Below are 25726 nucleotides of genomic sequence, written 5' to 3'. Positions count from 1 at the left end.
GGGACTATGGCAACACAGTCCCCTTTTTCTATGCTGGAAGGCCTTTTCCAGAACTTCAATCTTCCGTTTGCACCGCCCGCGTGGGCCGTGGACGAAACCCACCGCCGTGTTGTGCTGTTGCTCAACCATGTGCTGCAGCAGGAACCGCAAGCCATGGAGCGGCTGGTGCGCCAAAAGGGCCGCGTGGTGCTGGTGCAGTGGCGCACATTTGTGTTCAAGGTGCAGGTGACACCCGCAGGCCTGCTGGATCTGGCAACCGCTGACACGCCCGCAGACCTGACGCTGGTGCTGACCGAAGAGTCCCCTTTCACCATCGCCCAGACGCTCATGGAAGGCGGCAAGCCTGCCGTACGTATCGAGGGCGATGTGCAACTGGCCGCCGAAGTGAACTGGCTGGTAGACCACGTGCGCTGGGATATTGAAGAGGACCTGTCGCGCATCGTGGGCGATGCACCGGCGCACACAATGGTGCAGGCGGGGCGCAGCTTTGCGCAGGCCCTGCAACAGTTTGTAGGGAAAGCCGCGCCGACGCCTGATCGCAGCGGGCCCGCCGCATGACACGTCTTGCACGGGGCGTCTACATCGTCTGGGTTGTCCTGCGCTATGGGCTGGATGAGCTGGTACTGACGAGTTTTCAGAAGCCGTGGTTGCGCTTGCTGGCGCGCATGGTGTCTTTGGGCCGCAACCTGGATGCGCCACGCGGGCAGCGTCTGCGCGAAGCCTTGGAGCGGCTGGGACCCATCTTCGTGAAATTCGGCCAGGTACTGTCGACGCGGCGTGATCTGCTGCCGCCGGACATTTCCGATGAATTGGCCAGGCTGCAGGACCGGGTGCCACCATTTGATTCCGCCGTGGCCATTGGCATGGTGGAGCGCGCTTTGGGCAAGCCGTTGAGCGACATCTTTGTGTCCTTTGAACGTGAACCGGTGGCGAGCGCCTCCATTGCCCAGGTGCATTTCGCGGTACTGAAGGATCGCAATGGCAAAGAACGCGAGGTCGCGGTCAAGGTGCTGCGCCCCGGCATGTTGTCCGCCATCGACAAGGACCTGAGCCTGATGCGCATGATGGCCGGCTGGGTGGAAGGCCTGTCCGCAGACGGCAAGCGCCTCAAGCCGCGTGAAGTGGTGGCCGAGTTTGACAAGTACCTGCATGACGAGTTGGACCTGGTGCGGGAAGCCTCCAGTGCTGCCCAGTTGCGGCGCAACATGGAAGGCCTGCAACTGGTGCTGATCCCCGAAATGCTGTGGGACTACTGCACCACCGATGTGCTGGTGATGGAGCGTATGCACGGCGTGCCCATCAGCCAGACCGAGCGCCTGCGCGCGGCCGGGGTGGACTTTCCCAAACTGGCGCGGGATGGTGTGACGATTTTCTTTACCCAGGTGTTTCGCGACGGATTTTTCCACGCTGACATGCACCCGGGCAATATCCAGGTCAGTCTGGCACCGGAAACCTTTGGCCGCTACATCTCGCTGGATTTCGGCATCGTGGGCACGCTCACCGAAGTCGACAAGGAATACCTGGCGCAAAACTTCGTGGCGTTTTTCCGGCGCGATTACAAACGGATTGCCGAACTGCACGTCGAATCCGGCTGGGTGCCCGCAGCCACCCGGGTGGATGAGCTCGAAGCCGCAGTGCGCGCCGTGTGTGAGCCTTACTTTGACCGGCCACTGAAGGAAATTTCATTGGGGCTGGTGCTGATGCGCCTGTTCCAGACCTCACGGCGGTTTCAGGTTGAAATCCAGCCGCAGCTCGTGCTGCTGCAAAAAACGCTGCTCAATATCGAAGGCCTGGGTCGCGAACTGGACCCGAACCTTGACTTGTGGGCCACGGCCAAGCCATTTTTGGAACAGTGGATGGTGAACCAGTTGGGGCCGCAGAAGTTGATGCGGGAGTTCCAGCGCCAGATGCCGCGGTACGCCAAATTGCTGCCCGAGCTGCCGGCTTTGCTGCACACCTATTTGCAGCGCGCGGGTGCCGATACCACGCTGCAGGTGCAGGAACTGCTGGCGGAGCAAAAGCGCACCAACCGGCTTTTGCAAAGCCTGGTGTCTGCCGTGATCGGTTTTGCACTGGGCATGGTGGTGATGCAGATTGTGGTGCGCGTAGGGCTTTTTTAGCCGCCACTTATAATTGAAGGCTTTGCAACCTGAAGTCAGAGCCTATCCCCCATGCCAATTTACGCCTACAAATGCGAGTCCTGCGGGTTTGCGAAGGACGTATTGCAGAAAATGTCCGATGCACCCCTGGCAGATTGCCCCAGCTGTGGCCAATCCAGCTTCAAAAAACAGCTCACTGCAGCCGGTTTCCAGCTGAAGGGCTCGGGCTGGTACGCCACCGATTTCAAGGGTGGCGCTGCACCGACTACCGCTGTTGCGCCCGCTACCGGTGAGGCCTCGGCCCCGTCGGCGGAGCCTGCTGCGGCGGCCAAGACCGAGTCGGTCTCTGCGCCCGCCCCGGCTGCCCCTGCGACACCTTCGGCCAGCTAACGGCTTTTTTCTACCAAGACTGGATTCACTGTGCCCATTCGTAAGTACCTGCTGACCGGCTTGATTGTCTGGTTGCCGCTGGCCATCACCATCTGGGTATTGCTGTGGCTCGTCGGCATGCTTGACGCCGTGTTTGGCGGCTTCCTGTCCATGCTGTCCGCCGTGACACCTCAGAGCATGGACGAAGCTTTGCAGCGCTTGCGCACCATTCCGGGTCTGGGTGTCTTGCTGGTGGCCACCGTGCTGCTGGTGACCGGTGCCCTGGTGTCGAATGTCGCGGGCCGCTGGTTTGTGCGCCAATGGGACACCCTGTTCACGAATATTCCCATCGTCAAGTCCATCTACAACAGCGTCAAGAAAGTATCCGACACGCTGTTTTCCAGCAACGGCAACGCCTTTCGCACCGCCTTGCTGATCCAGTATCCGCGGGCGGGCAGCTGGACCATTGCGTTCCAGACCGGTGTTCCCAGCGGCGAGGTGGCGGGCCATCTGGGCGCGGACATGATCAGTGTGTACGTGCCCACGACGCCCAATCCAACCAGCGGGTTTTTCCTCATGCTGCCCCGCGCCGATGTCATTGAACTGGACATGAGCGTGGACCAGGCCTTGACCTACGTGATCTCCATGGGCTCGGTTGTCCCCCACGCGAACCTGCCCAAGCCGGCAGTTCCCCAATAATTTTTACCTGCGAAGAAGACAGATATGGCCATGCGCTCCCACTATTGCGGTCTGGTGACCGATGCCCAATTGGGCGAAACCGTTTCCCTGTGCGGCTGGGTCAACCGCCGCCGCGACCACGGTGGCGTGATCTTCATCGACCTGCGCGACCGTGAAGGTTATGTCCAGGTGGTGTGTGACCCGGACCGGGCCGACATGTTTGCCGTGGCCGAAGGTGTGCGCAATGAATACTGCGTGCAGGTCAAGGGCTTGGTGCGTGCGCGTCCCGCGGGCACCGTCAATGACAACCTCAAGAGCGGCAAGATTGAAGTGTTGTGCCACGAACTGATCGTGCTCAACGCCTCGGTAACGCCTCCATTCCAGATCGATGACGAGAACCTGTCCGAGACTACCCGCCTGACACACCGCGTGCTGGACCTGCGCCGCCCGTACATGCAGAACAACCTGATGCTGCGTTACCGCGTGTCCATGGAAGTGCGTAAGTTCCTCGACGCCAACGGCTTTGTGGACATTGAAACGCCCATGCTCACCAAGAGCACGCCCGAAGGCGCGCGCGACTACCTGGTGCCCAGCCGTGTGCACGATGGCCATTTCTTCGCGTTGCCCCAGTCGCCCCAGCTGTTCAAGCAGCTGCTGATGGTGGCCGGCTTCGATCGTTACTACCAGATCACCAAGTGTTTCCGTGACGAAGATCTGCGCGCCGATCGCCAGCCCGAATTCACCCAGATCGATATCGAGACATCCTTCCTCGGCGAAGAAGAAATCCGTGACATGTTCCAGGGCATGATCACCACGGTGTTCAAGAACACCATCGGTGTGGACCTGGGCGAATTCCCGGTGATGACCTACCAGGATGCCATGCACCTGTACGGTTCCGACAAGCCCGACCTGCGCGTGAACCTGCAGTTCACCGAAGTCACCGACGTGATGGCCGATGTGGACTTCAAGGTCTTCTCGGGTGCTGCCACCATGAAGAATGGCCGCGTGGTCGCGTTGCGCGTACCCGGCGGTTCGGTCGAAGGCGGTGGCATCAGCCGTGGCGAGATCGACGCCTACACCGAGTTCGTCAAGATCTACGGTGCCAAGGGCCTGGCCTATATCCGTGTGAACGACCTGTCCAAGGGCCGTGACGGTTTGCAAAGCCCCATCGTCAAGAACATCCACGACACGGCATTGAACGCGGTGCTGGAACGTACCGGCGCGCAAAACGGCGACCTGATCTTCTTCGGTGCCGACAAGGCCAAGATCGTCAACGACGCCATCGGCGCGCTGCGTCTCAAGGTGGGTCTGAGCGAGTTCGGCAAGAAGAACGGTCTGTTTACTGCCGGCTGGCGCCCGATGTGGGTGGTCGACTTCCCGATGTTCGAGTTCGACGAAGAAGCCCAGCGCTATACCGCCACGCACCACCCCTTCACGGCACCCAAAGACGGCCACGAAGACTGGATGGTCAGCGCGCCCGAGAAGTGCATCTCCAAGGGTTACGACATGGTCCTGAACGGTTGGGAAATGGGCGGCGGTTCCGTCCGTATCCACCGCGCGGACGTGCAACAAAAAGTGTTCGATGCACTCAAGATCACGCCCGAAGAAGCCCAGCTCAAGTTTGGCTTCCTGCTGGACGCGCTGCAATACGGCGCGCCCCCGCATGGTGGTCTGGCCTTTGGTCTGGACCGCATCGTCACGCTGATGACGGGCGCCGAATCTATCCGTGACGTGATCGCCTTCCCCAAGACCCAGCGCGCCCAGTGTCTGCTGACACAAGCGCCGAGCATGGTCGACGAGAAGCAACTGCGCGAACTGCACATCAAGCTGCGCAACGCCGATTTGGTCAAGGCCGCCTGACAGCACACTGGTGCACAATGAAAGGGCGCTATTGCAGCGCCCTTTTTTATGTCTGCGCCCTACAAAATTCCCCAATCCGTGCTGGTGGTGATCCACACCCCGGCGCTGGAGGTGCTGTTGCTGCGGCGAGCGGACACGCAGGAAGACTTCTGGCAGTCGGTGACCGGCAGCAAGGATTTACCGGACGAGCCCTGGGCCGTCACCGCCGCACGCGAGGTGTGGGAAGAGACGGGCATCGATTGCCGCGCTGGCACTGCACTGGCAAGTCAGCTGCAGGACTGGCATCTGGAAAATGTCTATGCCATCTACCCACGTTGGGCCCATCGCTATGCACCGGGTGTGACGCACAACACCGAGCGTGTGTTTGGCCTGCAGGTTCCGGTTCCCACTCCGGTGCACTTGAGTCCGCGTGAGCACACGGCGTACCAGTGGCTGCCATGGGAACGGGCAGCGGGACTCTGCTTTTCCGGCTCCAACGCACAAGCCATTGCACGTTTGGAGCATTTTGATGCTGCGGCCCTCGCGGAATCTGCGCAAGGCGCTTCTGTTTTGATAGCAAGAGGTGGAACATGATTCGACTGCGCATTGCCACGTACAACATCCATAAGGGTGTGCAGGGGCTGATTTTTGCCAAGCGCCTGGAAATCCACAACCTGGGCCATGCGGTGGAGCAGTTCGATGCGGACATCGTCTGCCTGCAGGAAGTGCGTCAGGTGCACAGGCGCGGCGCTGAATTCTTCACCCGCTGGCCCGAGATGCCGCAGGCGGACTTTCTGGCACCCGAAGGTTACGAGGCGGTGTACCGCACCAACGCCATTACCCGCCATGGAGAACATGGCAACGCCATGCTGTCACGCTGGCCGGTGCTGGACCACCAGCACGAAGACATGTCGGACCACCGTTTCGAGCAGCGCGGCTTGTTGCATTCCGAGGTGCTGGTGCATGGCCAGGCCCTGCACGTGATCGTGGTCCACCTCGGCTTGATTCGCGCCAGCCGGGTGCGCCAGCTGGCGCAGCTGCGGCGCTACATTGCCCGCCATGTGCCCGACGACGCTGCGCTGGTGGTGGCGGGTGATTTCAATGACTGGGGCCGTCTGGTACACCAGACACTGGGCCACGTGGGCCTGCAAGCGTGTGAAATGCCGGGTGCGCAGACCTTTCCTTCGCGCATGCCAATGGCGCAACTGGACCATGTGTTTGCACGCGGGCTGGCGCCCGTGGGGCTGCACGTGCCGCGTGGTGGTATTTGGGCACGCATGTCGGACCACCTGCCGCTGATCGCAGAATTTGACTGGTCGGTGGAGCCTGTCGAATAGTGCAGCCCATGCGCCACGGTCACAGCGTGATGCTGCTGGAAGGCGGGCAGGCATTTTTCCCGGCCCTGATAGCGGCCATCGATGCCAGCATGTCGGAAGTGCGTCTGGAAACCTATATCTTCCAGTTCCATGAAGCGGGCGAGCGCGTGGCGATGGCGCTGGAGCGTGCAGCGCAGCGCGGTGTGCGGGTCTACCTGATGATGGATGGCATCGGCACCCCCACGCTGCCAGCACCGTGGGCGCAACGCCTGACGGAGGCGGGTGTGATGTGGCACCGCTTTTCTCCGCTGGGTGCACTGGGTTTGCTGGCGCCCGGCACGTGGCGCCGCCTGCACCGCAAGCTGTGTGTGGTGGATGCCCGCATCGCCTTTTGCGGCGGTATCAATATCCTGGACGACCTGCAGGACCACGTTTTGGGTCGACAGACTTGGCCCCGTTTCGACTTTGCGGTGCAGGTGCAAGGCCCGCTGGTGGCCGACGTGCGGGCCACCATGGTGCAATTCTGGACACGCTTGCAGGCTACCCGGCAGTTCGAACGCATGCAGTGGCGCGGTGCGCAGCAGACCCTGCGCGCGTCCCACGATGCTCCGCCCTCCGTGGTGGCGGATGCGGTTGCCGCTACGCTGGGTATCCATGCGAGCCTGCTGCTGCGCGACAACGTGCGCAACCGCAACACCATAGAGCGTGCCTACCGCCGTGCGATTGCCGGTGCGCGTGAGGAGGTGCTGATTGCCAACGCCTACTGCATACCCGGCGGCAAGCTGCGCCGCGCGCTGGTCCATGCGGCGCGCCGGGGTGTGCGTGTGCGTCTGCTGCTGCAGGGCCAGTACGAGTCTTTCATGCAGTTCCATGCGGCGCGGCCGGTGTTGGGTGCGTTGCTGGCCGCCGGGGTGGAAATCCACGAGTACCGCGACCGGGCCCTGCACGCCAAGGTGGCGGTGGTGGACGGGCACTGGGCCACTGTGGGTTCTTCGAACCTCGACCCCTTGAGCCTGCTGCTGGCGCGGGAAGCCAATGTGGTGCTGGAAGACCGGGTATTCGCGGACCTGCTGCGCACGCGCCTGAACGCCGCCATTGCCGACCATGGGGTTGCGCTGGATGCCGCCAGTTATGCGGCGCGGCCCCTACGACAGCGCTTTCTCGACCGTCTGGCTTTCGGCATCATGCGTGCATTGCTGTTCCTGACTGGTCGGCGCTATTAGTTTGATAGCTGCTTGCGCCCACCCTGTGCGGGCTGGATGCCAAAAACCCTACTATTCAAAGACTGGTACCATTCTTCGATGTTAGTGAAAACACAGACCACCATGAACCCATCCGACGCCGATGAGGGAACCCCGGTTTCCGTCAAGATCCGCGAACGCCTGAAGGCCGCGCGCAAGCGGTTCCACGCCAACGACAACATTGCCGAGTTCATCGAGCCGGGCGAGCTGGGCTTGCTGCTGGACGAAGTCGAAGACAAGATGCGCGGCGTGCTCGACAGCCTGGTCATTGACATCGAGCACGACCACAACACCGACAACACCGCCCGCCGCGTGGCCAAGATGTACGTCAACGAGGTGTTCCGCGGCCGTTATGTCGAAGGCCCGACCATCACCGAGTTTCCCAATGTGGGCCACCTCAACGAGTTGATGATCGTCGGCCCCATCATCGTGCGCAGCGCCTGCAGCCACCACTTCTGCCCGGTGATCGGCAAGATCTGGATTGGCGTCATGCCCAACGAACACACGAATGTGATTGGCCTGTCCAAATACGCACGCCTGGCCGAATGGATCATGGGCCGCCCGCAAATTCAAGAAGAGGCCGTGGTGCAACTGGCCGACCTGATCCAGGAAAAAACCCAACCCGATGGCCTGGCCATCGTGATGGAGGCCAGCCACTACTGCATGGCCTGGCGTGGCGTGAAGGACATGGACAGCAAGATGATCAATTCGGTCATGCGCGGCGTGTTCCTCAAAGACCCCAATCTGCGCCGCGAGTTTCTCTCCCTCATCCCCCGGAAAGGTTGATGCCATGTTGGTCCGTTTGCTTTATGCCAGTCGCGCCATTGATTCGCGTCCCGATGCCATTGAGGCCATCCTGACGCAGTCGCGCAACTACAACCCCTCCTGCGGCATTACCGGCATCCTTTGTTACGGTGGCGGCATTTTCCTGCAGGCCATCGAAGGTGGACGCATGGCCGTGAGCGAGCTCTATGGCCATATCCAGAAAGATGCGCGCCACAAGGACGTGGTGCTGCTGCACTACGAAGAAATCTCGGAACGCCGTTTTGGCGGCTGGACCATGGGCCAGGTCAACATGTCCAAGATCAACACCAACATTCTGCTCAAGTACGCCGAGAAACCGGAGCTGGACCCGTATTCGGTCTCCGGTAAAGTTTCTCTGGCGCTGCTGGAAGAACTGATGGCCACCGCGTCCATCATCGGCCGCGCTTGAACGTGGCCCCCACGCTCCGCCGCTGCGCGGGTCGCTGCCCCCCGGGGGGGCTAATTTGGCTTCGCCGCGCTTCGCGAGCCCTTGGGGCGGCCCGGCGGGAAATTGCCTTTCCTTCCTCCGTCTACTGATGCCCGTATCGGCCCTGGCCTTGGTCATACTGGCCGGATTGATCCACGCCTGCTGGAACATCGCTGCCAAGAAGGCTGGGGGTGACGCACGTTTCGCCTGTTTTACCGCGCTGGTAATGATGGTGTTCTGGGCCCCGATAGGCCTGTGCCTGGGCTGGCAGCAGCTCCCGGGGTGGGGGCTGACGGAGTGGGCTTTGGTGGCCGTCAGCGGCGTGCTGCATGTGGTGTATTACGTTGTTTTGCTGCGCGGCTATCGCAAGGCAGACCTCACTGTGGTTTACCCGCTGGCACGGGGTTCCGGCCCGTTGCTGTCGTCCCTGGTGGCGATTGTGCTGCTGGGCGAGCAGATTTCTGCCCTGGGTACCGTGGGCATCATGGGTGTGGTGCTGGGCGTATTTCTGGTGGCGGGCGGACCAGGCCTGTGGCGCAAGGCACATGACCCCGCGCAGCGTCAGCGCATCCACAAAGGCATGCTTTATGGCCTGTTGACCGGCGTTTTCATTGCCAGCTACACCGTGGTGGACGGTTATGCGGTGAAGGTTTTATTGCTCTCGCCCATTCTGCTCGACTACTTTGGTAATTTTGTGCGTCTGGTTTTCCTGCTACCCGTGGTGCTGCGTGACACTGCGACGGCACGCACGCTATGGAAGCAACAATGGAAGTACGCCATGGTGGTGGGCATTGTGAGCCCCGTCTCGTACGTGTTGGTGCTTTACGCGCTGCAGGTTGCGCCACTCTCCCATGTGGCACCCGCACGTGAAGTTTCCATGTTGTTCGCCGCCTTGCTGGGCGGCCATTTGCTCGGAGAGGGTGACCGTATGGCCCGGCTCCTGGGCGCCGCCTGCATCGGCTTGGGTGTCATGGCCCTGGCTCACGGCTGAGGGGGGGGCCATGACGCTGCTTGTAGGCTGTGATTTTTCCAGCAGCCCCACCTCCCGAAAACAGATCGTTTTAGCCCTGGGGGCCATACAGGGTGGGCGTATCCAGCTATCAAAACTGGAGCGACTTGCTTCGCTGGATGCTTTCTCTGCTTGGCTGCAGCAACCCCAAGGTTGGGTCGGTGGGTTTGATTTGCCGTTTGGCCTGCCCCGTGAGCTTGTCGAAACCCTGGGCTGGCCGCTGCAGTGGGAGGCGTGTATGCGCCACTACGCGCAAATGAGCCGGGCAGAGATTCGCGCGCAGTTTGCGGCTTTTTGTGATGCCCGCCCTGTCGGCGGCAAGTTTGCCCACCGCAAGACCGATGGCCCGGCGGGTTCCAGCCCATCGATGAAATGGGTGAATCCGCCCGTGGCCTACATGCTGCACGCGGGCGTACCGCGCCTGCTCGATGCCGGTGTCTACCTGCCGGGGTTGCAGCCGCCACCCCAGGATTCGAGCCGCGTGGCGCTGGAGGCCTATCCGGGTCTGCTGGCGCGTGAGGTGTTGGGCGCACGCAGCTACAAGAGTGACGACAAGGCCAAACAGACCCCTGAGCGTCTGATCGCCCGCAAGGATTTGGTGCATGCGCTGGAGATGGGCCAGACCCGCTGGGGCCTGCGCCTCAAGCTCAGCCATGCACAGCGCGATGCCCTAGTGGGTGATGCTTCGGGGGATGCGCTGGACGCGGTGCTGTGCCTCGTGCAAGCCGCCTGGGCCTGGCAGCAGCATCAGCAGGGCGCACCGCTGTACGGCCTGCCGGAGGACCTGGACCCGCTGGAGGGCTGGATTGTGGGGGCTTGAGTCAGGCCTGTAGCCGGCAGACACAAAACCTGTGGTTTGTTTGCCCTTTTCGGGGTTTTGCCATCTTTCCCTGCGGAAACTTTTGTGGAATAGTAGTTTCTCGTTCCGAGGAGCCCGCTTGAAACTACGCACCCTATTCATTGCCCTGTTGGCCACCGTGGCTGTGCAGGGCGTGTGGGCGCAGGAATCGGGGGCCTTGCCTGCAGGTTATGCCGCGAAACAGACCACGATGGCACCGGTCGACAAGGCGTTGGTGTTGGATGCAGGCAACACGCGCGGCAAAGTGGAATCGTCCCTCAAGGGTTATCTGGTGGCCTTTGACTCCCGCGCTGAAAGCCGCCGCCTGAAGGTAGGCCTGCCTCTGGCCTCATTCGCCGATGACACCGTGCAAATTGCCTATGACCTCGGTGGCAAAAACGTCATGGCGCAGTGGAAATTTGCACAGTCGCAAGCCATGGGGCAAAAGTTCAACTACCAGGCCTATGTGGGTGAGTCCGGCACAGTGAACTTCGTCGTCAGCAGCCGTTTTTGAGGCGGCCCGCGCCTACTTTTTCACATATTTTTTGCCGCGACCGTATCGCCGTCGTGCGTAGACCCGCACAACGGCGGAGCCGCGCTGTCTAGCGTCGTGGGATGACCGTGTCTTCGATCTTGGCGGCCAACTGCGATACCGCCATGGCAGCCGGGCAACCGGGTGTGGCCACCATCAGCAATTGGCGGCGCATGATGGCCTGGCGCACGGCCGGGTCGGCTGGAATATCGATCATGTGCACCAGTTTCACCGGGCGGGCCGGGTCGGTGGTGACAAAGCGGTCCAGCACCTGCTGCAGTTGTACGGTGATGGCACGGCCATCGCCCTGGCGCGCGGTTTGGTTGATCACCATACGAATGGTCTGGCGCTTTTGCTGGCCGACCAGCACTTTGATGGTGGCGTAGGCGTCGGTCAGCGAGGTGGGTTCGGGTGTGGCTACCACGATGACCTCGGAGGCCAGCGAAACGGCAAACAGCACGACGTCGGAAATACCGGCGCCGGTGTCCAGGATCACGATGTCGTAATGCGGTACCAGCCCGTTCATGATGCGCAGGAAGTCGTCGCGCACCTCGGGCGTCAGGCGCGAGTATTCGACCATGCCGGAACCGGCCAGCAACACCGAGAAACCGCCTGGTGCGCGGATGATGGCGTCTTCAAGTTTGGCCTTGCCGGTGAATACGTCGTGCAGCGTGGTCTTGGGGTACAGGTTGAGCACCACATCCAGATTGGCCAGGCCCAGGTCGGCGTCGAGCACCAGCACGCGCAGGCCGCGCTTGGCCAGTGCGGCGGCCAGATTGGCTGACACAAAGGTCTTGCCCACACCGCCCTTGCCGCTGGTCACGGCCAACACCTTGCCCAGGGGCTTGAGCGGCACGGACGTTTTTGCGTCGGCAGAGCCAGGGGGATTCAACACATCAGTCATCAATTCACCCTATGCATGGAGCCGTGGGCGGGTGCACTTGGCACCTCGCCGGAAACACTTTCGATCCAGGCAGGATCTCCCAGCGCAAGATGGCCGAAGAGCAAATTCTTTTCTTCGGCGCTGACATAAATTTCCTGTTGCTGGTCCAGGAAGACGCGGTTGCGGCCTTCGGACTTGGCGCGGTAGAGCTGCACGTCGGCGCGCTCGGTCCACAGGGCCGCGGTAGAGCGCACCCACTCGGGCGCGTAGGCACCGCCCACGCTCACCGTGACGTGGATGCTGACACCGGGGGAAATCTGGATGGGCATGTCCTGGATGGTCTGGCGGATGCGCTCGGCCACGGTTTCCCCAAAAGCCGTGAGGCAGTTGGGCAGGATCACGGCAAACTCTTCGCCACCGTAACGGGCCACGGTGTCCACCGGGCGCACACATTTGGCCAGGCACTGGGCCACGGCTTGCAGCACCTGGTCACCGGCCTGGTGGCCGTAGGTGTCGTTGACTTTTTTGAAGTGGTCGATGTCCAGCATCAGCAGCAGCGCGGGTTCGCCGGAGCGGGCCACCACGTCAATGCTGCGGTCCAGCACCGAGCGGAAATGGCGGCGGTTGGAAAGGCCGGTGAGTGGGTCCTTGAGGGACAGCTCGCACAGGCCGTCGATCACGCTTTGCAGGTAGGCGGTGGACGATTCTTCGGGGGGCGGCAGCGTCAGGGTGAGTTCACGGCCCAGCAATGCACGTGCGTCGTCCAACTGCAGTTGCTGCAAGTCGACGAGGTTGCTGGGGGTTGGGGCTGCCACTGTATTAGTTACCGATCAATGCGCACAAAGTCTAACAGGAAGCCGGGCGGGGGTGGCATGAAACACAGGCACGGGGGATACAAAAGGAGGTCTTTTACAAGGCATTTACGGACACCGGTTTTCAGTTCAAACGGGCGATGTGCGCCAGGGCATCCCCATCGGTGCGGTAAAGCGCCAGCAACGGGTGTTCCTGCAACAGGCCGGCGTGGCGCAACACGGTTTCCACGGGCAGCTTGATGCCGCTGATGTGCAGCATGATGTCGCGCGCCTGCAGCAGGGTGATCAGCGATGCAAACACCTCCGCTCCGGTGGCATCCATGCGGTTGATGGGCTGTGCAAACAGGCACACATGCCGGGTTTCCGGATGGGCCGACAGGTGCTCGGCAATATTGCGTTCGAAGCTGCTGGCCGAGGCAAAGTCCAGTCCACCGTCCATGCGCAGCGCGTACATGTGGGGGGCCAGCGGTGCCAGTTTCCACAGGTGGCGATCGCGCAGGCTGCCGTCGGGGTGCAGGCCCACTTCGATGATGCGCGGGTGCAGGCGCTGGTACAGGAAGTCGATCAGTCCCAGCACCATGCCGGCCAGTACGCCCCAGTAAATGCGCGGTGCGGTGGCCAGTGTCAGTACAAACGTGGCCAGACTGGTCAGCGACTCGGCACGCGAGATTTTCCAGAACTTGAGAAACTGCGCGGGCTGTATCAGCCCCGATACCGCCACGATCACCACGGCCGCCAGCACCGCCAGCGGCACATAGTGCAGCGCGGGCATGAGGAACAGCAGCGCCAGCAGCACAAAGAAGGTGGAGATCAGCGCCGACCAGCCGGTCTTGGCACCCGCGTAAATGTTGACGGCCGAGCGCGAAAACGAGGTGCTGGTAGGAAAACTGCCGCTGAAGGCCGAGACGATTTTGGCCAGGCCCTGGCCGATCAGGTCCTGGTTGTCGTTCCACAGGCTGCCGTCCTGCCGGCTCTGCAGCTTGGCGCTGGAGGCTGCTTCCAGAAAACTCACCAGCGCGATGATGATGGCGGGCAGTAGCAGCGTGCTCAGCACGGGCCAGGGCAGGAGTGCGGGCCAGTACAGCGATGGCAGGCCTGCGGGAAGCGCGCCGACCACGCCACCGCCGGAGGCCTCAAAACCCATGAAGTAGCTCAGCAATGCGCTGGACACCACCACGATCAGCACCATGGGCCAGCGTGGCAGATATTGTTTGGCCAGCCACAGCACGGCCAGGCTGCCGAGACCAAAGGTCATCTCATGCAGGTTAAAGCGGGGATGGTCGAGCAGGCCAGACAGCGGCCCCTGCAAGCCCAGCATGGGCGGCAGTTGCGACGCCATGATCAGAAAGCCCGCAGCCTGGGTAAAACCGGCCATGACCGGTGCGCTGATCAGATTGACCAGCCAGCCAGCCTTCAGCGCGCCCAGTACCAGTTGGATCAGGCCCGAGAGCAGGGCCAGCCAGACCGCCAGTACCACCCACTCGGCCGTGGATGGCTGGGCCAGGCCCTGCAGCGACGCGGCAATCAGCAGGCAGCTCAGCGCGGTGGGGCCGACCGACAGACGGGCTGTACCGCCCCACAGCGTGGAAATCAGTGCGGGCAGCAGGGAGGCATACAGGCCGGTGACCAGCGGCATGCCAGCCAGCGCGGCATAGGCCACGGCCTGCGGAATCAGCACGATGGCGACGGTGAAGGCGGAGACGGTTTCGTTGCGCAGCAAGGCGGCGTCAGGGCGCTGCCATTGCAGGAAGGGGAACCAGCGGGACCAGGTAACAGGCTTCATATTGCTCTTATATTGATAGCTGTTTACGCATATTCTATGCGGGCTGGAGGCACATTCAATGCCCAATACCTGCGCACACCAGGCAATCCGGCAGGCGTGGTGCACGCATCTCGGACCATTCCATATGGCGCCCGTCCAGTAGCAGCAGGCGCCCCGCCAGTGAGGGGGGCACGCCCACCAGCAGTTTGAGCGCCTCGGCTGCCTGCAGGCTGCCCATCACGCCCACCAGCGGCGCAAACACGCCCAGCGTGGAGCACTGGGTCTCTTCAAAGGTTTCGTTGTGCGGAAATACACAGGCGTAGCAGGGCGCGGTGGCGTCGCGCGGATCGACCACGCTGATCTGCCCGTCAAACCGGATGGCCGCGGCCCAGACCAGCGGTTTGCCGTGGCGCACACAGGCCGCATTCACGGCGTGGCGGGTCTGGAAGTTGTCGCAGCAGTCCAGCACCACATCGGCCTGCGGAACCAGTTGCTCCAGCAGCGCTGCGTCGGCCCGTTGGGCCACGGTGGTGACCTGGGTGTGGGGATTGAGGTCGTGCAGGGTGCGCGCGGCAGATGCCACCTTGGGCGCACCCACACTGTCGGTGCGGTGCAGGATTTGCCGTTGCAGGTTGGTCAGGTCCACCGTGTCGTGGTCGACCAGCGTGATATGGCCTATGCCCGAACTGGCTAGGTACATGGCGGCCGGAGAGCCCAGTCCACCGGCACCTATGACCAGCGCGTGGCCCTGCAGGATGCGCGTCTGCCCTTCGATGCCGATGTCGTCGAGCAGAATGTGCCGCGAGTAACGCAGCAGCTCAGCGTCCTGCATAGGCTAGTCGTCGCTGTCTTTCTTCTCTTCCTTGCGCTCCACCAGGGTCTTGCTCACCAGCACGGGTTTGCCCTTGAGCTGGTTGATGGCCTGGGCCAACTGGAAGTCCTTGTCCGATCCAAACTCGGGCGGCTTGCGCTCGGCCACGGGCTTGCGGGATTCTTCCTCAAGGCGCTTCATGGCTTCCTCGCGGGCCTTTTCACGGGCGGCGTCTTTCTTCTCTTCGCCCTGGCCACTGGTCAGATGTTTTTCCAGATCGGCTTCGCGGGTGCGCAGTGCGGCAAACGGGCTGCCTTCGACGGTCTCGTCTACCCACACGTCAGGCACGATGCCCTTGGCCTGAATCGATTTGCCGCTGGGCGTGTAATAACGCGAGGTGGTGATCTTCAGGCCGGTATCCGGTCCCAGAGGGCGGAAGGTCTGCACCGAGCCCTTGCCAAAGGTCTGGCTGCCCATGATGGTGGCGCGTTTGTGGTCCTGCAGGGCACCGGCCACGATTTCGCTGGCCGAGGCAGACCCTTCGTTGACCAGCACGATCAGCGGGATTTTCTTGAGGGCGGCAGGCATGGTCTTGAGCGGATCGGAGCCAACGCGGCCCATGTAGTCGCTGGGGGTGGCCTTGAGCACCTGTTTGCTCTCGGGCGTCTGGCCGTTGGTGGAGACCACGGTCACGTTCTCGGGCAGGAAGGTGGCAGAGATGGCAACCGCCGCGTTGAGCAGGCCACCCGGGTCATTGCGCAAGTCCAGCACCAGGCCCTTGAGGCGCGGCTCCTGCTTGTACATCTCGTCGACCTTCTTGGCGAAGTCGTCGACCGTGCGTTCCTGGAACTGGCTGACGCGAATCCAGGCGTAGCCGGGCTCCACGATCTTGCCGCGCACCGATTGCTGTTTGATTTCTTCGCGCGTGATGGTCACGGGGAAGGAGCGGTTTTCATCCTTGCGAAAGATGGTGAGCAATACCTTGGTGTTGGGCTCGCCGCGCATGCGTTTGACCGCGTCATTGAGGGACAGCCCCTTGACGGCGGTGTCGTCGATCTTGGTGATCAGGTCATTGGTCTTGAGTCCGGCACGGAAGGCGGGGGAACCTTCGATGGGCGTGACGACCTTGACCAGTCCGTCTTCCTGGGTGATTTCAATGCCCACGCCGACAAAGCGGCCCGAGGTGCCTTCCTTGAATTCCTTGAAGGACTTCTTGTCAAAGTACTGCGAGTGGGGGTCCAGGCTGGAGACCATGCCCGAGATGGCATCGGTGATGAGTTTTTTCTCGTCCACCGGCTCCACGTAGTCGCTCTTGACCATGCCGAAGACGGCGGCGAGCTGCTGCAGCTCCTCCAGCGGCAGCGGGGCCAGTGTGTTGCGTGCCACGGTCTGCAAGGAGACGGTGGTCAGTGCACCGGCGACGACACCCAGAGCGATCCAGCCGGTAATTTTCAATTTGTGACCCATAAATATTCCTGTCTCGCTTCAATATACACCTTGGACGCAGCCCCTGGCATCCAGTTCCCATCTTCGGGAATATTGGGGTCTGTTCCGCCGTTAGTAGCGGTCTTTACTCAAGCTTTGCCTTGGGAGGCCACAGCGGCTGCGGCCTTGGCTGCGGCTTCGGCGTCGCCCAGGTAGTAGTGGCGGATCGGCTTGAGGTCGGCGTCCAGCTCATAGACCAGCGGGATGCCGTTGGGGATGTTCACCCCCACGATGTCGTCGTCGGAGATGTTGTCCAGGTACTTGATCAGCGCGCGGATCGAATTGCCGTGGGCGGCCACGACGATCCGTTTGCCGGCCTGGATGGCGGGCGCCATGGCCTCGTTCCAGAACGGCATGACGCGGGCCACAGTGTCTTTGAGGCACTCGGTCAGCGGGATCTGGTCCGGCTGGAGCTTGGCGTAGCGGATGTCCGCGCGTTCGCTGCGCACGTCGGTGGCTTCCAGCGCGGGTGGCGGCGTGTCGTAGCTGCGGCGCCACACCAGCACCTGGGCGTCGCCGTACTGTTTGGCCATGTCTGCTTTGTTCAGGCCCTGCAGGGCGCCGTAGTGGCGCTCGTTCAGGCGCCAGCTGTGCACCACGGGCAGCCAGGTGCGGTCCATTTCGTCCAGGCAGTGCCACAGGGTACGGGTGGCACGCTTGAGTACGCTGGTGTAGGCCACGTCGAACTCGTAGCCTTCGGCCTTGAGCAGCCTGCCGGCGTTTTTGGCCTGTTCCACGCCGGTGGGCGTCAGGTCCACGTCGGTCCAGCCGGTGAAGCGGTTTTCGAGATTCCAGGTGGATTCGCCGTGGCGAACGAGAACAAGTTTGTACATGGCGGGTGGTTTTATGCGGGAATAGCGCCCGGGTCCGGGGTGGGCAACAGGGCATCATTCTAAAATGCCGGGTTGCGCCTCTTTACCCAACAAGGAAAAAAGTGAAATTTATTCTCGATAACTGGCAGTTGTTCTCTATTGCCCTGGCGTCCGGCGGCATGCTGCTGTGGCCCGTGTTGCGTGGTGCCACCAGCACCGGCCTGAGCCCGGCGGCTGCCGTGCAGCTGATCAACCGCGAAAAAGCCGTGGTGGTCGATGTGAGTGATGCCGCTGAATTTGCCGCTGGCCATGTGGGCGGCGCCAAAAACGTGCCGCTGGCCGAGCTGGAAGCCAAGTTGGCTGGTGTGGCCAAAAACAAGGCCCTGCCGCTGATTCTGGTGTGCGCCACGGGCGCCCGCTCGGCGCGCGCCGTGCTCGCCGCCAAAAAACTCGGTTATGAGCAAGCCCAATCGCTGGCCGGTGGCCTGAACGCCTGGAAGAGCGCCAACCTGCCGGTTGAAAAAGCCTGATATTCCCCCAAGTGAGTCCTATGCAAGCCGTCAAGATGTATACCACCGCCGTCTGCCCTTACTGCGTGCAGGCCAAGCGTGTTCTCCAATCCAAAGGGGTGGAGCAGATCGAAGAAATTCGTGTCGATGCCAACCCCGATGAGCGCATGAAGATGATGGAAATCACCGGCCGGCGCACCGTGCCACAGATTTTCATTGGCAGCACCCACGTGGGCGGCTGTGACGACCTGATGGCGCTGGACGGGCAGGGCGGCTTGCTGCCGTTGCTGAATGCTGCCTGAGCTGGCGGCCTGAGATAATTCACCCAGACGCTTATCCGTTTTCAGCCCGCCAGACCGAGTTTCGGCGGGCTTTCTCATTCTTTTGAAAGACTTTCCCATGGCAGACCAAGAGCCCGTATTCCAGATTCAGCGCGTGTACCTGAAAGAGGCTTCGCTGGAGCAGCCCAATTCCCCCGCCATCCTGCTGGAGCAGGAACAGCCCGCGGTAGACATCCAGTTGGGTGTGGAAGCCACTCCTGTGGCCGAAGGTATTTTTGAAGTCAGCGTGACCGCCACAGTGCAGACCAAGATTGGCGACAAGACCGTGTTTTTGGTGGAAGCCAAACAGGCCGGCATTTTCGAAATCCGCAACCTCCCAGAAGAGCAACTCAGCCAGATCATGGGTATTGCCTGCCCGCAGATCGTCTACCCCTACCTGCGCGGCAATGTGGCCGACCTGATCCAGCGCGGCGGCTTCCCGCCCGTGCACCTGTCGGAAATCAACTTCCAGGCCATGTACGAGCAGCAGCAGGCGGATGCGGCTGGCGCACCCGCCGGTAGCCTGCCCCAGTAAATTTCAAGCCTTTTAGGCCTCTAGCCCGCATACACCATGCGCAAGCAGCTATGAAAATCATAGTGCTTGGAGCCGGAGCCTGGGGCTCTGCGCTGGCCGTCAGTGCCAGCAGCAACCCCAGGGCGCAGCATGCCGTGACCCTGTGGGCGCGTGATGCGCAGCAACTGCAGGCCATGGCGCAGCAGCGCGAGAACAAGCGCTACCTGCCCGGCGTGGCGTTGCCGTCCAAGCTTCAATTGAATGACAGCCCGCTGAAGGGGTTGCCCGCGCTGGTTGCGCAACACGACCTCGTCATCGTGGCTTCGCCCATGGCCGGTTTGCGCGGCCTGCTGGCCCGGTTGCAGGGCAGCAGCGTGCCTGTGGCCTGGTTGTGCAAGGGTTTTGAGGCCAGCCAGGGCAGCCTGCCCGGTCTGATGGGCCACGAGGTGCAGGCCCAGGTGGCACCCGGTCTGCTGGCCGGTGTGCTCAGCGGTCCCAGCTTTGCCCAGGAAGTCGCCCAGGGCCAGCCCACAGCCCTTGTGGCGGCCAGCGCCCACGCATCGGTGCGCGACGCTTTGGTCCATGCTTTTCACAGCGCCAGTCTGCGTGTTTACGCCAATGAAGATGTGGTGGGCGTGGAAGTGGGCGGTGCCGTCAAAAACGTGCTGGCCATTGCTACGGGTTTGTGTGATGGCTTGCATTTGGGCCTCAACGCCCGTGCTGCCTTGATTACCCGTGGTTTGGCGGAGATGACGCGTCTTGGTTTGGTGCTCGGCGCTCGCGCCGAGACTTTTATGGGGCTCTCGGGTCTGGGTGATCTGGTGCTTACGGCTACCGGTGATCTTTCGCGTAATCGCAAGGTGGGTCTGGCGCTGGCGCAGGGCAAGACTTTGCAGCAGGCTGTGGATGAGCTGGGGCATGTTGCTGAGGGCGTTTACTGTGCGCGTACGGTCGTGCAGCGTGCTCTGAGTTTGGGTGTGGACATGCCGATTGCGCAGAGCGTGGTGGATCTGCTGGATGGGCGGATTGCGCCTGGGCAGGCGGTGGCTGCGTTGATGGGGCGTGGCCCTGCGAGCGAAGGCGCTTAAGCCTTTCGTTTTTCGAATATCGTTTCTTGCTTTGCAGGTCGGGACATGCGCCCGACAGCGCAGTAACTTTTCTTTGCTTCGCCAAAGAAAAGTCACCAAAAGAAAGGCGACCCTACTGTCTGCGACCCTCCGCTGCGCTGCGGGCAACCTGTGGTGCTCGAAGCCGGTGGAGTGCGTGCAAACTCGCTTCGCTCAAACATGCACGCCCCTTGATCCACCGCCTTCTGCGCTCCTCGGCGCAGCCAGAAGGGATTAGGGCGACTTACGGGCCATCGCTACGCTCGGCCCAGCGAGATGAATACCCGTCCGCGCGCAGCGCGGACGAAGTTCGGTATTTGCTATCCGGCTGTTGGATTGGCGGTAGCGCCGTAATGAGGAGGCGAGTAGCGCAGGTTTGGGCGGATCAGGGCTGGCGATTGTTTGAGCCGCAGGCGAGTTCGAGCCAGACCCCGCCCAAACCGAGCAACGCAGCGTGCCCGTAGCGAAGCGAAGGGCCGACGAATCCGGCTCGCCTTCTTTTGCTTACTTTTCTTGGCGAAGCAAGAAAAGTGAGGCGGCCGCCGGGCCGAAACCCGGCTTGCTAAAAATGCAAATCATCCAGCCGAAGCAAGATGCGGAAAACCGCTTCAGCCCTTAGCCACCTTGGCAGCAATATGCGCCAACGCCTCAGCCACCTGGTCCACCAGAATGAGACACAACTCACCTTCCTGCAACTTGTCCATAGCCGTATCAATGGCCAAAAACTCGCCATAGATTTCCGCCGTCTGCTTGGTTCGCTGCGCCTTGGCCAGTCCCTCGCGCAACAGCGCAATCACTTCACCATCCTTGCGCCCCCGCTGGCACTGGTCTTCAAACAGAACCACTTCGTCAAACGCATCACCCAAGATCTCCGTCTGCTGGCGGATGTCCTGATCGCGCCGGTCACCGGCGCCGCTGATGACCACCGAGCGGCGTGTGGCAGGCATGGCCTCCACAGCCTGGACCAGGGCCAGCATGGCGTCCGGGTTGTGACCGTAGTCGGCAATGATGGTGGCGCCGCGGTACTTGAACAGGTTGAAGCGGCCGGCGGCGTTGTCGTTGTCGTTGGAGAACGTGGCCAGGCCGCGGCGCACCGTGGTCCAGTCCACACCCAGCGCCCAGACAGCCGCCACGGAGGCCATGACGTTTTCGACCTGGAAGCCGATGGCGCCCCCCATTGTGATGGGAATGTCTGCCAGTGCAATGCGGTGCGTCAACTCTCCGCGGGCTGCGACCAGGTTGCCGTCTTCCACATAAACCACGGCGTTGCCTTGGGCACGGTGCGTGGCCATCACGGGGTGGAATTTGTCGAGCGCGAAGAAGGTGACCGCACCTTTGCATTTGCTGGCCATGATGGCCACGTTGGGGTCCACCGCGTTGAGCACGGCGGTGCCGGTGGGCGCCACGTTTTGCACGATCACGCGCTTGAGCACGGCCAGCTCGTTGACCGTGGTGATGTAGTTCAGCCCCAGGTGGTCGCCGCTGCCCACGTTGGTGACGACGGCCACATCGCAGCGGTCAAAGGCCAGGCCTTCGCGCAGCACGCCGCCACGCGCGGTCTCCAGTACGGCTGCGTCCACGTCGGGGTGCAGCAGCACGCTGCGCGCGCTCTTGGGGCCGCTGCAGTCTCCGGTATCGATGACGTTGCCGCCCACATACACGCCGTCGGTGTTGGTCATGCCCACACATATGTTGTTGGTGGCCAGCAGGTGCGAGATCAGGCGCACGGTGGTGGTCTTGCCATTGGTGCCGGTGACGGCCACCACGGGAATGCGGCCGTTCTGGCCTTCTTTGAACAGCGTAGAGACGATGGCCTCGCCCACCGCGCGGCCCTTGCCAAACGAGGGTGTGAGGTGCATGCGCAGGCCCGGTGCGGCGTTGACTTCCACAATCCCGCCGCCTTGTTCTTCAATGGGGCGCAGGATGCTGTCACACACCAGATCGACACCACAAATATCCAGGCCCACCATGTGGGCCGCTGCCACGGCACGGGCCGCGACATCCGGATGCACATCGTCGGTCACATCGGTGGCAGAGCCTCCGGTGGACAGGTTGGCGTTGTTGCGCAGGTTGACGCGCTGGCCTTTCTCGGGGATGGAGTCGGGGCTGAAGCCCTGGTCCTTGAGGCAGGCGCGCGCGATATCGTCGATGCGCATCTTGGTCAGTGAGGTCGAGTGGCCAGAGCCGCGGCGCGGGTCCAGATTGACCTGCTCCATCAACTGTGTGACGGTATGGACGCCATCGCCCACCACTTTGGGGGGATCGCGGCGTGCGGCTGCCACCAGTTTGTCACCCACCACCAGCAGGCGGAAATCATTGCCAGGCACGTAACGCTCCACCAGAATGGTGTCGCGGAATTGGGTGGCGACGGCATACGCTGCAAACACCTGTTCGCGGGTGTTGATGTTGACCGTGATGCCCTTGCCCTGGTTGCCGTCCAGTGGTTTGACCACTACCGGCAGGCCCACTTCGCAGGCGGCCTTCCAGGCGTCTTCGGCGTCTGCCACGGAGCGACCCATGGGCACCGGAACGCCCGCAGCGGCCAGCAACTTTTTGGTGAGTTCCTTGTCCTGCGCGATGGCCTCGGCAATCGCGCTGGTGGCGTCAATCTCGGCGGCCTGGATGCGGCGCTGCTTGCTGCCCCAGCCGAAGCGCACCATGCTGCCTTCGGTCATCCGGCTGTAGGGAATGCCGCGCACGACCGCTGCATCCACAATGCAACCGGTGCTGGGCCCCAGGCGCACGTCTTCGTCCAGACCGCGCAACTGTGTCAGCGCATCCGTCAGGTCAAACGGGGTGTCGTCGAGCGCAGCCTGGCACAGGGCCTGTGCCAGCTCCATGGCCAGGCGCCCCACCTCTTCTTCGCTGTACTCTACAACGACCTGGTAGACATGGGCATCCACCGTGGGTGTGGTGCAACTGAAGGTCACAGGGCAGCCTGCCTGGGCCTGTAGCCCCAACGCAGCCAGCTCCAGTACGCGGGCCATGGACACGGAGTCATCGTGGCCAGTGGGCTGGAGCAGGCTGATTTCGGGGAAACGTGCGCGCAGCCGGGTCTCAAAACCCGCCAACTGGCCGATATTGCTTTCTGCTGCAGTACACGACACCACGGATTGGATGGCGGTGTGGTGACTCCAGAGGTTGGGCCCGCGCAGGGCCCGAATGCGAGAAACGTCCATGGTTTTAATCTGTTGGGGTCAGAGCACATCGCTGCGCGAGTGGTCTGACCCGCAAGTTGTTAATAAGGGGTTTTCTTCGGGTTCGATTCAAACGTGCGCAAGCCTGCGCCAATCAGTTCCGGGGAAATGTTCAGGGCCCAGGCGGCGGCCACGGCGGCCATCACCAGCTCGGGCTGGGCGGCCTTGGTGGGCTTGAGGCTGGCCAGCGGCAGCAGGGCCATTTCTTCGGCACCTTGCGCCAGCACGATATGGCCATCGTGTACGAAGACCACGCGTTCCCCCTTGCTGCGGTGACCGGCAATGACAGCTTGCTGCGGGTCGAGCCCGTAAAAAATCACCTTGCCATCACACAGCTCGGCCAGTTCCACCGCTTGTGCATCGGCCGCGTTGAGCACGGCGGTGCCACTGGGCAGAATCACATCGACCTGCGTGCGCGCCACCTTGAAGGTTTGCTCGGCATCAAGGATGTCAAAGTCTTTCAGTGCGGGCAACCACTGGGCATCCGTGACCACGCCCACGGCGCATTTGTCGTAGGCCAGGCCCTCGCCCAAGATCATCTGGCTGCTGTTCTCGAACACGGCGGCCTGGACGGAGCGGTTGATTAGCAGGCGCTGCCCGGCTTCCCAGTTGGCGCAGTCGGTGGCCACGACCTGGCGGCCGTCCAAGTACAGGCCTTCGCTGCAGGCCAATCCCACATGTTTGCCGCTGATGTGCACCAGCCAGGAAATCAGGCGCGCAATGCGCCCGGTGTTACGTGTCCCGGTGATGCCGACGATGGGAATACGTCCGTCGTTGCCGGTCTGGAACAGGTGGTCAATGATGGCCTTGCCCACCGGGCGGCCCTCGCCCTGCGCCGGCTTGATGTGGGCCAGCAGGCCGGGGCTGGCGTTGACCTCGATCACCGCGCCACGCTGCTGGCTCAGGGGTTTGGTGATGTCTTCCAGCACCATGTCCACGCCCGCGATGTCCAAGCCCACCACGCGCGCCGCCAGCGCCGCGGCGGCGGCAATGCTGGGGTGTACAAGGTCCGTTACGTCGTGGGCCACATTGCCGTTGCGCTGTATCAGCACTTTCTGGTCTTTGGCGGGCACGGACTGGGGTGTCAATCCCACACGTTCCAGCTCCAGCACCACTTCGGCTTCTTCGCTGGGGATGATGACGTTGAGAGGCGCTTCCTCGGTGGTGCCACGGCGCGGGTCGGTGTTCACCTGCATGGCGGCCAACTGGTCCACACTGGAGACACCATCACCCACTACCCACAGGGCATCGCCCGCGGCTGCGGCGACCATGTGCCGGCCCACCACCAACAGGCGGTGTTCGTTGCCAGGGATGTACTGCTCCACAATGACTGCGCTGCCGTCACCCTTGCGGTAGGCCAGGTGGTAGGCGGCTTCCACGTCCTTCTGGGTGTGCAGGTCCAGCGAGACGCCGCGGCCGTGGTTGCCGTCATAGGGTTTCACGGCCACCGGGACACCAATGTCCTGTGCAGCTTCCCAGGCGGCTTCGGCGCTGCGCACCAGTGCGCCTTCGGGCACAGGTACACCACAGGAGTCCAGCAGGGACTTGGTGAGGTCCTTGTCGCTGGCAATTTCTTCGGCAATCGCGCTGGTCTGGTCGGTCTCGGCTGTCCAGATGCGGCGCTGCTGCACGCCGTAGCCCAATTGCACCAGATTGCCTTCGGTCAGGCGGATGGAAGGGATGCTACGGTCGGTGGCGGCATCCACGATGTGTGAGGTGCTGGGTCCGAGGCACAGGGCATCCACCTGATCGCGCAAATGGGTGACGCGGGTGTCCAGGTCAAACGGGGTGTTGTTGATGGCCGCCATGACCAGGTCGCGCGCTATGACCAGGGCTTCACGCCCTACCTGTTCCTGGCGCGTGCGAAAGGCGATCTTGTAAACGCCGCGCTGGGAGGTGGAGCGGGCCTTGCCAAAGGCGGTGCGCATGCCGGCCAAGTTTTGCAGTTCCAGCGTGACGTGCTCGAGAATGTGGGCGGCCCAGGTGCCTTCCAGCAGACGCGACAGAAAACCACCGCGCACGCCGGGGCTGCATTTGTGCTCGATGAGACCCGGCAAATAAGCGGTCAGCCGGTCATAGAAGCCGGGCAGGGTGTTGGAGGGGTAGTCTTCCAGCTCACCGATATCGACCCAGGCCTCGATCACGGGTCGGTAGGTCCAGATATTGGGGCCCCGCAAATGGGTAACCCGCAGGATTTCAATATTTTTCTTGTCCGTCATGGCGCGTTGAAAATGGGGCAGTCCACCGACCTGGTGTCTTGTGCGTTGTGTATTCTCGCTCAGTCGCACACAGGTGGGGCCGGGCATGGGGGATTCGAGCGTAGTATCGTTAAGTCTGCTGTGCGCCGCAACCGCCGCTGCCTC

The 25726-nt window shown here is 62.3% G+C and carries 25 protein-coding genes; 17 read left to right on the top strand and 8 right to left on the bottom strand.

All coding sequences use genetic code 11. The features are described 5' to 3' along the window. The first annotated feature begins 6 nt into the window (after nt 1-6). From RS694_RS15860 to RS694_RS15800, 13 genes are all read left to right on the top strand, one after another. Nucleotides 7-558, top strand: a complete 552-nt coding sequence (locus RS694_RS15860; RefSeq protein WP_029707790.1) for a ubiquinone biosynthesis accessory factor UbiJ — start codon at nt 7-9, stop codon at nt 556-558. Continuing rightward, nucleotides 555-2120 (top strand): ubiquinone biosynthesis regulatory protein kinase UbiB, encoded by a 1566-nt coding sequence (gene ubiB / locus RS694_RS15855; protein ID WP_029707789.1) that lies wholly within the window; start codon nt 555-557, stop codon nt 2118-2120. Before RS694_RS15860 ends, ubiB begins: the two co-directional genes overlap by 4 nt. A 51-nt stretch (nt 2121-2171) precedes the next feature. Further along, the gene (locus tag RS694_RS15850; RefSeq protein ID WP_029707788.1) at nt 2172-2489 is read left to right on the top strand and encodes an FmdB family zinc ribbon protein; all 318 of its coding nucleotides are present in this window, start codon (nt 2172-2174) and stop codon (nt 2487-2489) included. A 36-nt stretch (nt 2490-2525) separates the two neighbouring features. Next, complete coding sequence (locus RS694_RS15845) at nt 2526-3167, top strand: DUF502 domain-containing protein (protein ID WP_029707786.1); 642 nt, start codon at nt 2526-2528, stop codon at nt 3165-3167. A gap of 24 nt (nt 3168-3191) precedes the next feature. After that, a complete protein-coding gene (gene aspS, locus RS694_RS15840) occupies nt 3192-5006 on the top strand; it encodes an aspartate--tRNA ligase (RefSeq protein ID WP_029707785.1) in 1815 nt (604 codons plus the stop codon). Nucleotides 5007-5054: 48 nt separating this feature from the next. Continuing rightward, on the top strand, nt 5055-5579 hold the full coding sequence (nudB, locus tag RS694_RS15835; RefSeq protein WP_081708627.1) for a dihydroneopterin triphosphate diphosphatase: 525 nt from the start codon (nt 5055-5057) through the stop codon (nt 5577-5579). After that, nucleotides 5576-6322, top strand: coding sequence for an endonuclease/exonuclease/phosphatase family protein (locus RS694_RS15830; RefSeq protein WP_029707781.1), 747 nt, complete (start codon nt 5576-5578; stop codon nt 6320-6322). The genes nudB and RS694_RS15830 overlap by 4 nt, the downstream gene beginning before the upstream one ends. Nucleotides 6323-6330: 8 nt before the next feature. Then, nucleotides 6331-7524, top strand: coding sequence for a cardiolipin synthase ClsB (gene clsB, locus RS694_RS15825; protein WP_029707779.1), 1194 nt, complete (start codon nt 6331-6333; stop codon nt 7522-7524). 78 nt (nt 7525-7602) lie between these two features. After that, complete coding sequence (gene folE, locus RS694_RS15820) at nt 7603-8328, top strand: GTP cyclohydrolase I (RefSeq protein ID WP_029707778.1); 726 nt, start codon at nt 7603-7605, stop codon at nt 8326-8328. 4 nt (nt 8329-8332) lie between these two features. Then, nucleotides 8333-8755 (top strand): BLUF domain-containing protein, encoded by a 423-nt coding sequence (locus tag RS694_RS15815; RefSeq protein ID WP_029707776.1) that lies wholly within the window; start codon nt 8333-8335, stop codon nt 8753-8755. A 127-nt stretch (nt 8756-8882) separates the two neighbouring features. Then, the gene (locus RS694_RS15810; protein ID WP_029707775.1) at nt 8883-9764 is read left to right on the top strand and encodes an EamA family transporter; all 882 of its coding nucleotides are present in this window, start codon (nt 8883-8885) and stop codon (nt 9762-9764) included. Between the two features lie 10 nt (nt 9765-9774). Further along, nucleotides 9775-10602: a DUF429 domain-containing protein gene (locus RS694_RS15805; RefSeq protein ID WP_029707773.1), complete on the top strand. Its 828-nt coding sequence runs from the start codon at nt 9775-9777 to the stop codon at nt 10600-10602. 118 nt (nt 10603-10720) lie between these two features. Then, nucleotides 10721-11134, top strand: a complete 414-nt coding sequence (locus RS694_RS15800) for a hypothetical protein (RefSeq protein WP_029707772.1) — start codon at nt 10721-10723, stop codon at nt 11132-11134. Between the two features lie 88 nt (nt 11135-11222). Here RS694_RS15800 and RS694_RS15795 read toward each other — a convergent pair whose 3' ends face one another. The 6 genes from RS694_RS15795 to gpmA all read right to left on the bottom strand — a co-directional run bounded on the left by RS694_RS15795 (nt 11223) and on the right by gpmA (nt 17738). Beyond that, entirely contained in the window at nt 11223-12056 is an 834-nt protein-coding gene (locus RS694_RS15795) for a MinD/ParA family protein (protein ID WP_029707771.1), read from the bottom strand. Next, entirely contained in the window at nt 12056-12850 is a 795-nt protein-coding gene (locus tag RS694_RS15790; RefSeq protein ID WP_029707770.1) for a GGDEF domain-containing protein, read from the bottom strand. The genes RS694_RS15795 and RS694_RS15790 overlap by 1 nt, the downstream gene beginning before the upstream one ends. 121 nt (nt 12851-12971) lie before the next feature. Next, nucleotides 12972-14630 carry a SulP family inorganic anion transporter gene (locus RS694_RS15785; RefSeq protein ID WP_029707768.1) on the bottom strand — a complete coding sequence of 553 codons (1659 nt, stop codon included), beginning with the start codon at nt 14628-14630 and terminating at the stop codon, nt 12972-12974. A 55-nt stretch (nt 14631-14685) separates the two neighbouring features. Further along, a complete protein-coding gene (locus tag RS694_RS15780; protein WP_029707767.1) occupies nt 14686-15441 on the bottom strand; it encodes a HesA/MoeB/ThiF family protein in 756 nt (251 codons plus the stop codon). Nucleotides 15442-15444: 3 nt separating this feature from the next. Further along, on the bottom strand, nt 15445-16887 hold the full coding sequence (locus tag RS694_RS15775) for a S41 family peptidase (protein WP_029707766.1): 1443 nt from the start codon (nt 16885-16887) through the stop codon (nt 15445-15447). A gap of 107 nt (nt 16888-16994) precedes the next feature. After that, nucleotides 16995-17738, bottom strand: a complete 744-nt coding sequence (gene gpmA / locus RS694_RS15770; protein WP_029707765.1) for a 2,3-diphosphoglycerate-dependent phosphoglycerate mutase — start codon at nt 17736-17738, stop codon at nt 16995-16997. Nucleotides 17739-17839: 101 nt separating this feature from the next. Here gpmA and RS694_RS15765 point away from each other — a divergent pair, with 101 nt between their 5' ends. The 4 genes from RS694_RS15765 (at nt 17840) to RS694_RS15750 (ending at nt 20148) form a co-directional block, all read left to right on the top strand. Next, nucleotides 17840-18247 (top strand): rhodanese-like domain-containing protein, encoded by a 408-nt coding sequence (locus RS694_RS15765; protein WP_029707764.1) that lies wholly within the window; start codon nt 17840-17842, stop codon nt 18245-18247. A gap of 20 nt (nt 18248-18267) precedes the next feature. Further along, on the top strand, nt 18268-18528 hold the full coding sequence (grxC, locus tag RS694_RS15760; protein WP_029707763.1) for a glutaredoxin 3: 261 nt from the start codon (nt 18268-18270) through the stop codon (nt 18526-18528). A 97-nt stretch (nt 18529-18625) separates the two neighbouring features. Then, nucleotides 18626-19081 (top strand): protein-export chaperone SecB, encoded by a 456-nt coding sequence (gene secB / locus RS694_RS15755; protein WP_029707762.1) that lies wholly within the window; start codon nt 18626-18628, stop codon nt 19079-19081. 50 nt (nt 19082-19131) lie between these two features. Further along, nucleotides 19132-20148 carry an NAD(P)H-dependent glycerol-3-phosphate dehydrogenase gene (locus RS694_RS15750; protein ID WP_029707760.1) on the top strand — a complete coding sequence of 339 codons (1017 nt, stop codon included), beginning with the start codon at nt 19132-19134 and terminating at the stop codon, nt 20146-20148. 626 nt (nt 20149-20774) lie between these two features. On the opposite strand, the gene cphA is transcribed toward RS694_RS15750, so the two are convergent. Together cphA and RS694_RS15740 are read right to left on the bottom strand one after the other, a co-directional pair. Further along, nucleotides 20775-23345 carry a cyanophycin synthetase gene (cphA, locus tag RS694_RS15745; protein WP_029707759.1) on the bottom strand — a complete coding sequence of 857 codons (2571 nt, stop codon included), beginning with the start codon at nt 23343-23345 and terminating at the stop codon, nt 20775-20777. Between the two features lie 59 nt (nt 23346-23404). After that, nucleotides 23405-25582 carry a cyanophycin synthetase gene (locus RS694_RS15740; protein WP_029707758.1) on the bottom strand — a complete coding sequence of 726 codons (2178 nt, stop codon included), beginning with the start codon at nt 25580-25582 and terminating at the stop codon, nt 23405-23407. Nucleotides 25583-25726: the final 144 nt, after the last annotated feature.

It is taken from the genome of Rhodoferax saidenbachensis (genome assembly GCF_001955715.1).
Lineage (GTDB): Bacteria > Pseudomonadota > Gammaproteobacteria > Burkholderiales > Burkholderiaceae_C > Allorhodoferax > Allorhodoferax saidenbachensis.
This window is presented reverse-complemented; position numbering and strand designations above follow the sequence as displayed.

Coding starts and splice junctions, on each gene's coding strand:
- RS694_RS15860 (WP_029707790.1), top strand. CDS start 7: ATGGCAACACAGTCCCCTTTTTCTATGCTGGAAGGCCTTTTCCAGAAC.
- ubiB (WP_029707789.1), top strand. CDS start 555: ATGACACGTCTTGCACGGGGCGTCTACATCGTCTGGGTTGTCCTGCGC.
- RS694_RS15850 (WP_029707788.1), top strand. CDS start 2,172: ATGCCAATTTACGCCTACAAATGCGAGTCCTGCGGGTTTGCGAAGGAC.
- aspS (WP_029707785.1), top strand. CDS start 3,192: ATGGCCATGCGCTCCCACTATTGCGGTCTGGTGACCGATGCCCAATTG.
- nudB (WP_081708627.1), top strand. CDS start 5,055: ATGTCTGCGCCCTACAAAATTCCCCAATCCGTGCTGGTGGTGATCCAC.
- RS694_RS15830 (WP_029707781.1), top strand. CDS start 5,576: ATGATTCGACTGCGCATTGCCACGTACAACATCCATAAGGGTGTGCAG.
- clsB (WP_029707779.1), top strand. CDS start 6,331: ATGCGCCACGGTCACAGCGTGATGCTGCTGGAAGGCGGGCAGGCATTT.
- folE (WP_029707778.1), top strand. CDS start 7,603: ATGTTAGTGAAAACACAGACCACCATGAACCCATCCGACGCCGATGAG.
- RS694_RS15815 (WP_029707776.1), top strand. CDS start 8,333: ATGTTGGTCCGTTTGCTTTATGCCAGTCGCGCCATTGATTCGCGTCCC.
- RS694_RS15810 (WP_029707775.1), top strand. CDS start 8,883: ATGCCCGTATCGGCCCTGGCCTTGGTCATACTGGCCGGATTGATCCAC.
- RS694_RS15805 (WP_029707773.1), top strand. CDS start 9,775: ATGACGCTGCTTGTAGGCTGTGATTTTTCCAGCAGCCCCACCTCCCGA.
- RS694_RS15795 (WP_029707771.1), bottom strand. CDS start 12,056: ATGACTGATGTGTTGAATCCCCCTGGCTCTGCCGACGCAAAAACGTCC.
- RS694_RS15785 (WP_029707768.1), bottom strand. CDS start 14,630: ATGAAGCCTGTTACCTGGTCCCGCTGGTTCCCCTTCCTGCAATGGCAG.
- RS694_RS15780 (WP_029707767.1), bottom strand. CDS start 15,441: ATGCAGGACGCTGAGCTGCTGCGTTACTCGCGGCACATTCTGCTCGAC.
- RS694_RS15775 (WP_029707766.1), bottom strand. CDS start 16,887: ATGGGTCACAAATTGAAAATTACCGGCTGGATCGCTCTGGGTGTCGTC.
- gpmA (WP_029707765.1), bottom strand. CDS start 17,738: ATGTACAAACTTGTTCTCGTTCGCCACGGCGAATCCACCTGGAATCTC.
- grxC (WP_029707763.1), top strand. CDS start 18,268: ATGCAAGCCGTCAAGATGTATACCACCGCCGTCTGCCCTTACTGCGTG.
- secB (WP_029707762.1), top strand. CDS start 18,626: ATGGCAGACCAAGAGCCCGTATTCCAGATTCAGCGCGTGTACCTGAAA.
- RS694_RS15750 (WP_029707760.1), top strand. CDS start 19,132: ATGAAAATCATAGTGCTTGGAGCCGGAGCCTGGGGCTCTGCGCTGGCC.
- cphA (WP_029707759.1), bottom strand. CDS start 23,345: ATGGACGTTTCTCGCATTCGGGCCCTGCGCGGGCCCAACCTCTGGAGT.
- RS694_RS15740 (WP_029707758.1), bottom strand. CDS start 25,582: ATGACGGACAAGAAAAATATTGAAATCCTGCGGGTTACCCATTTGCGG.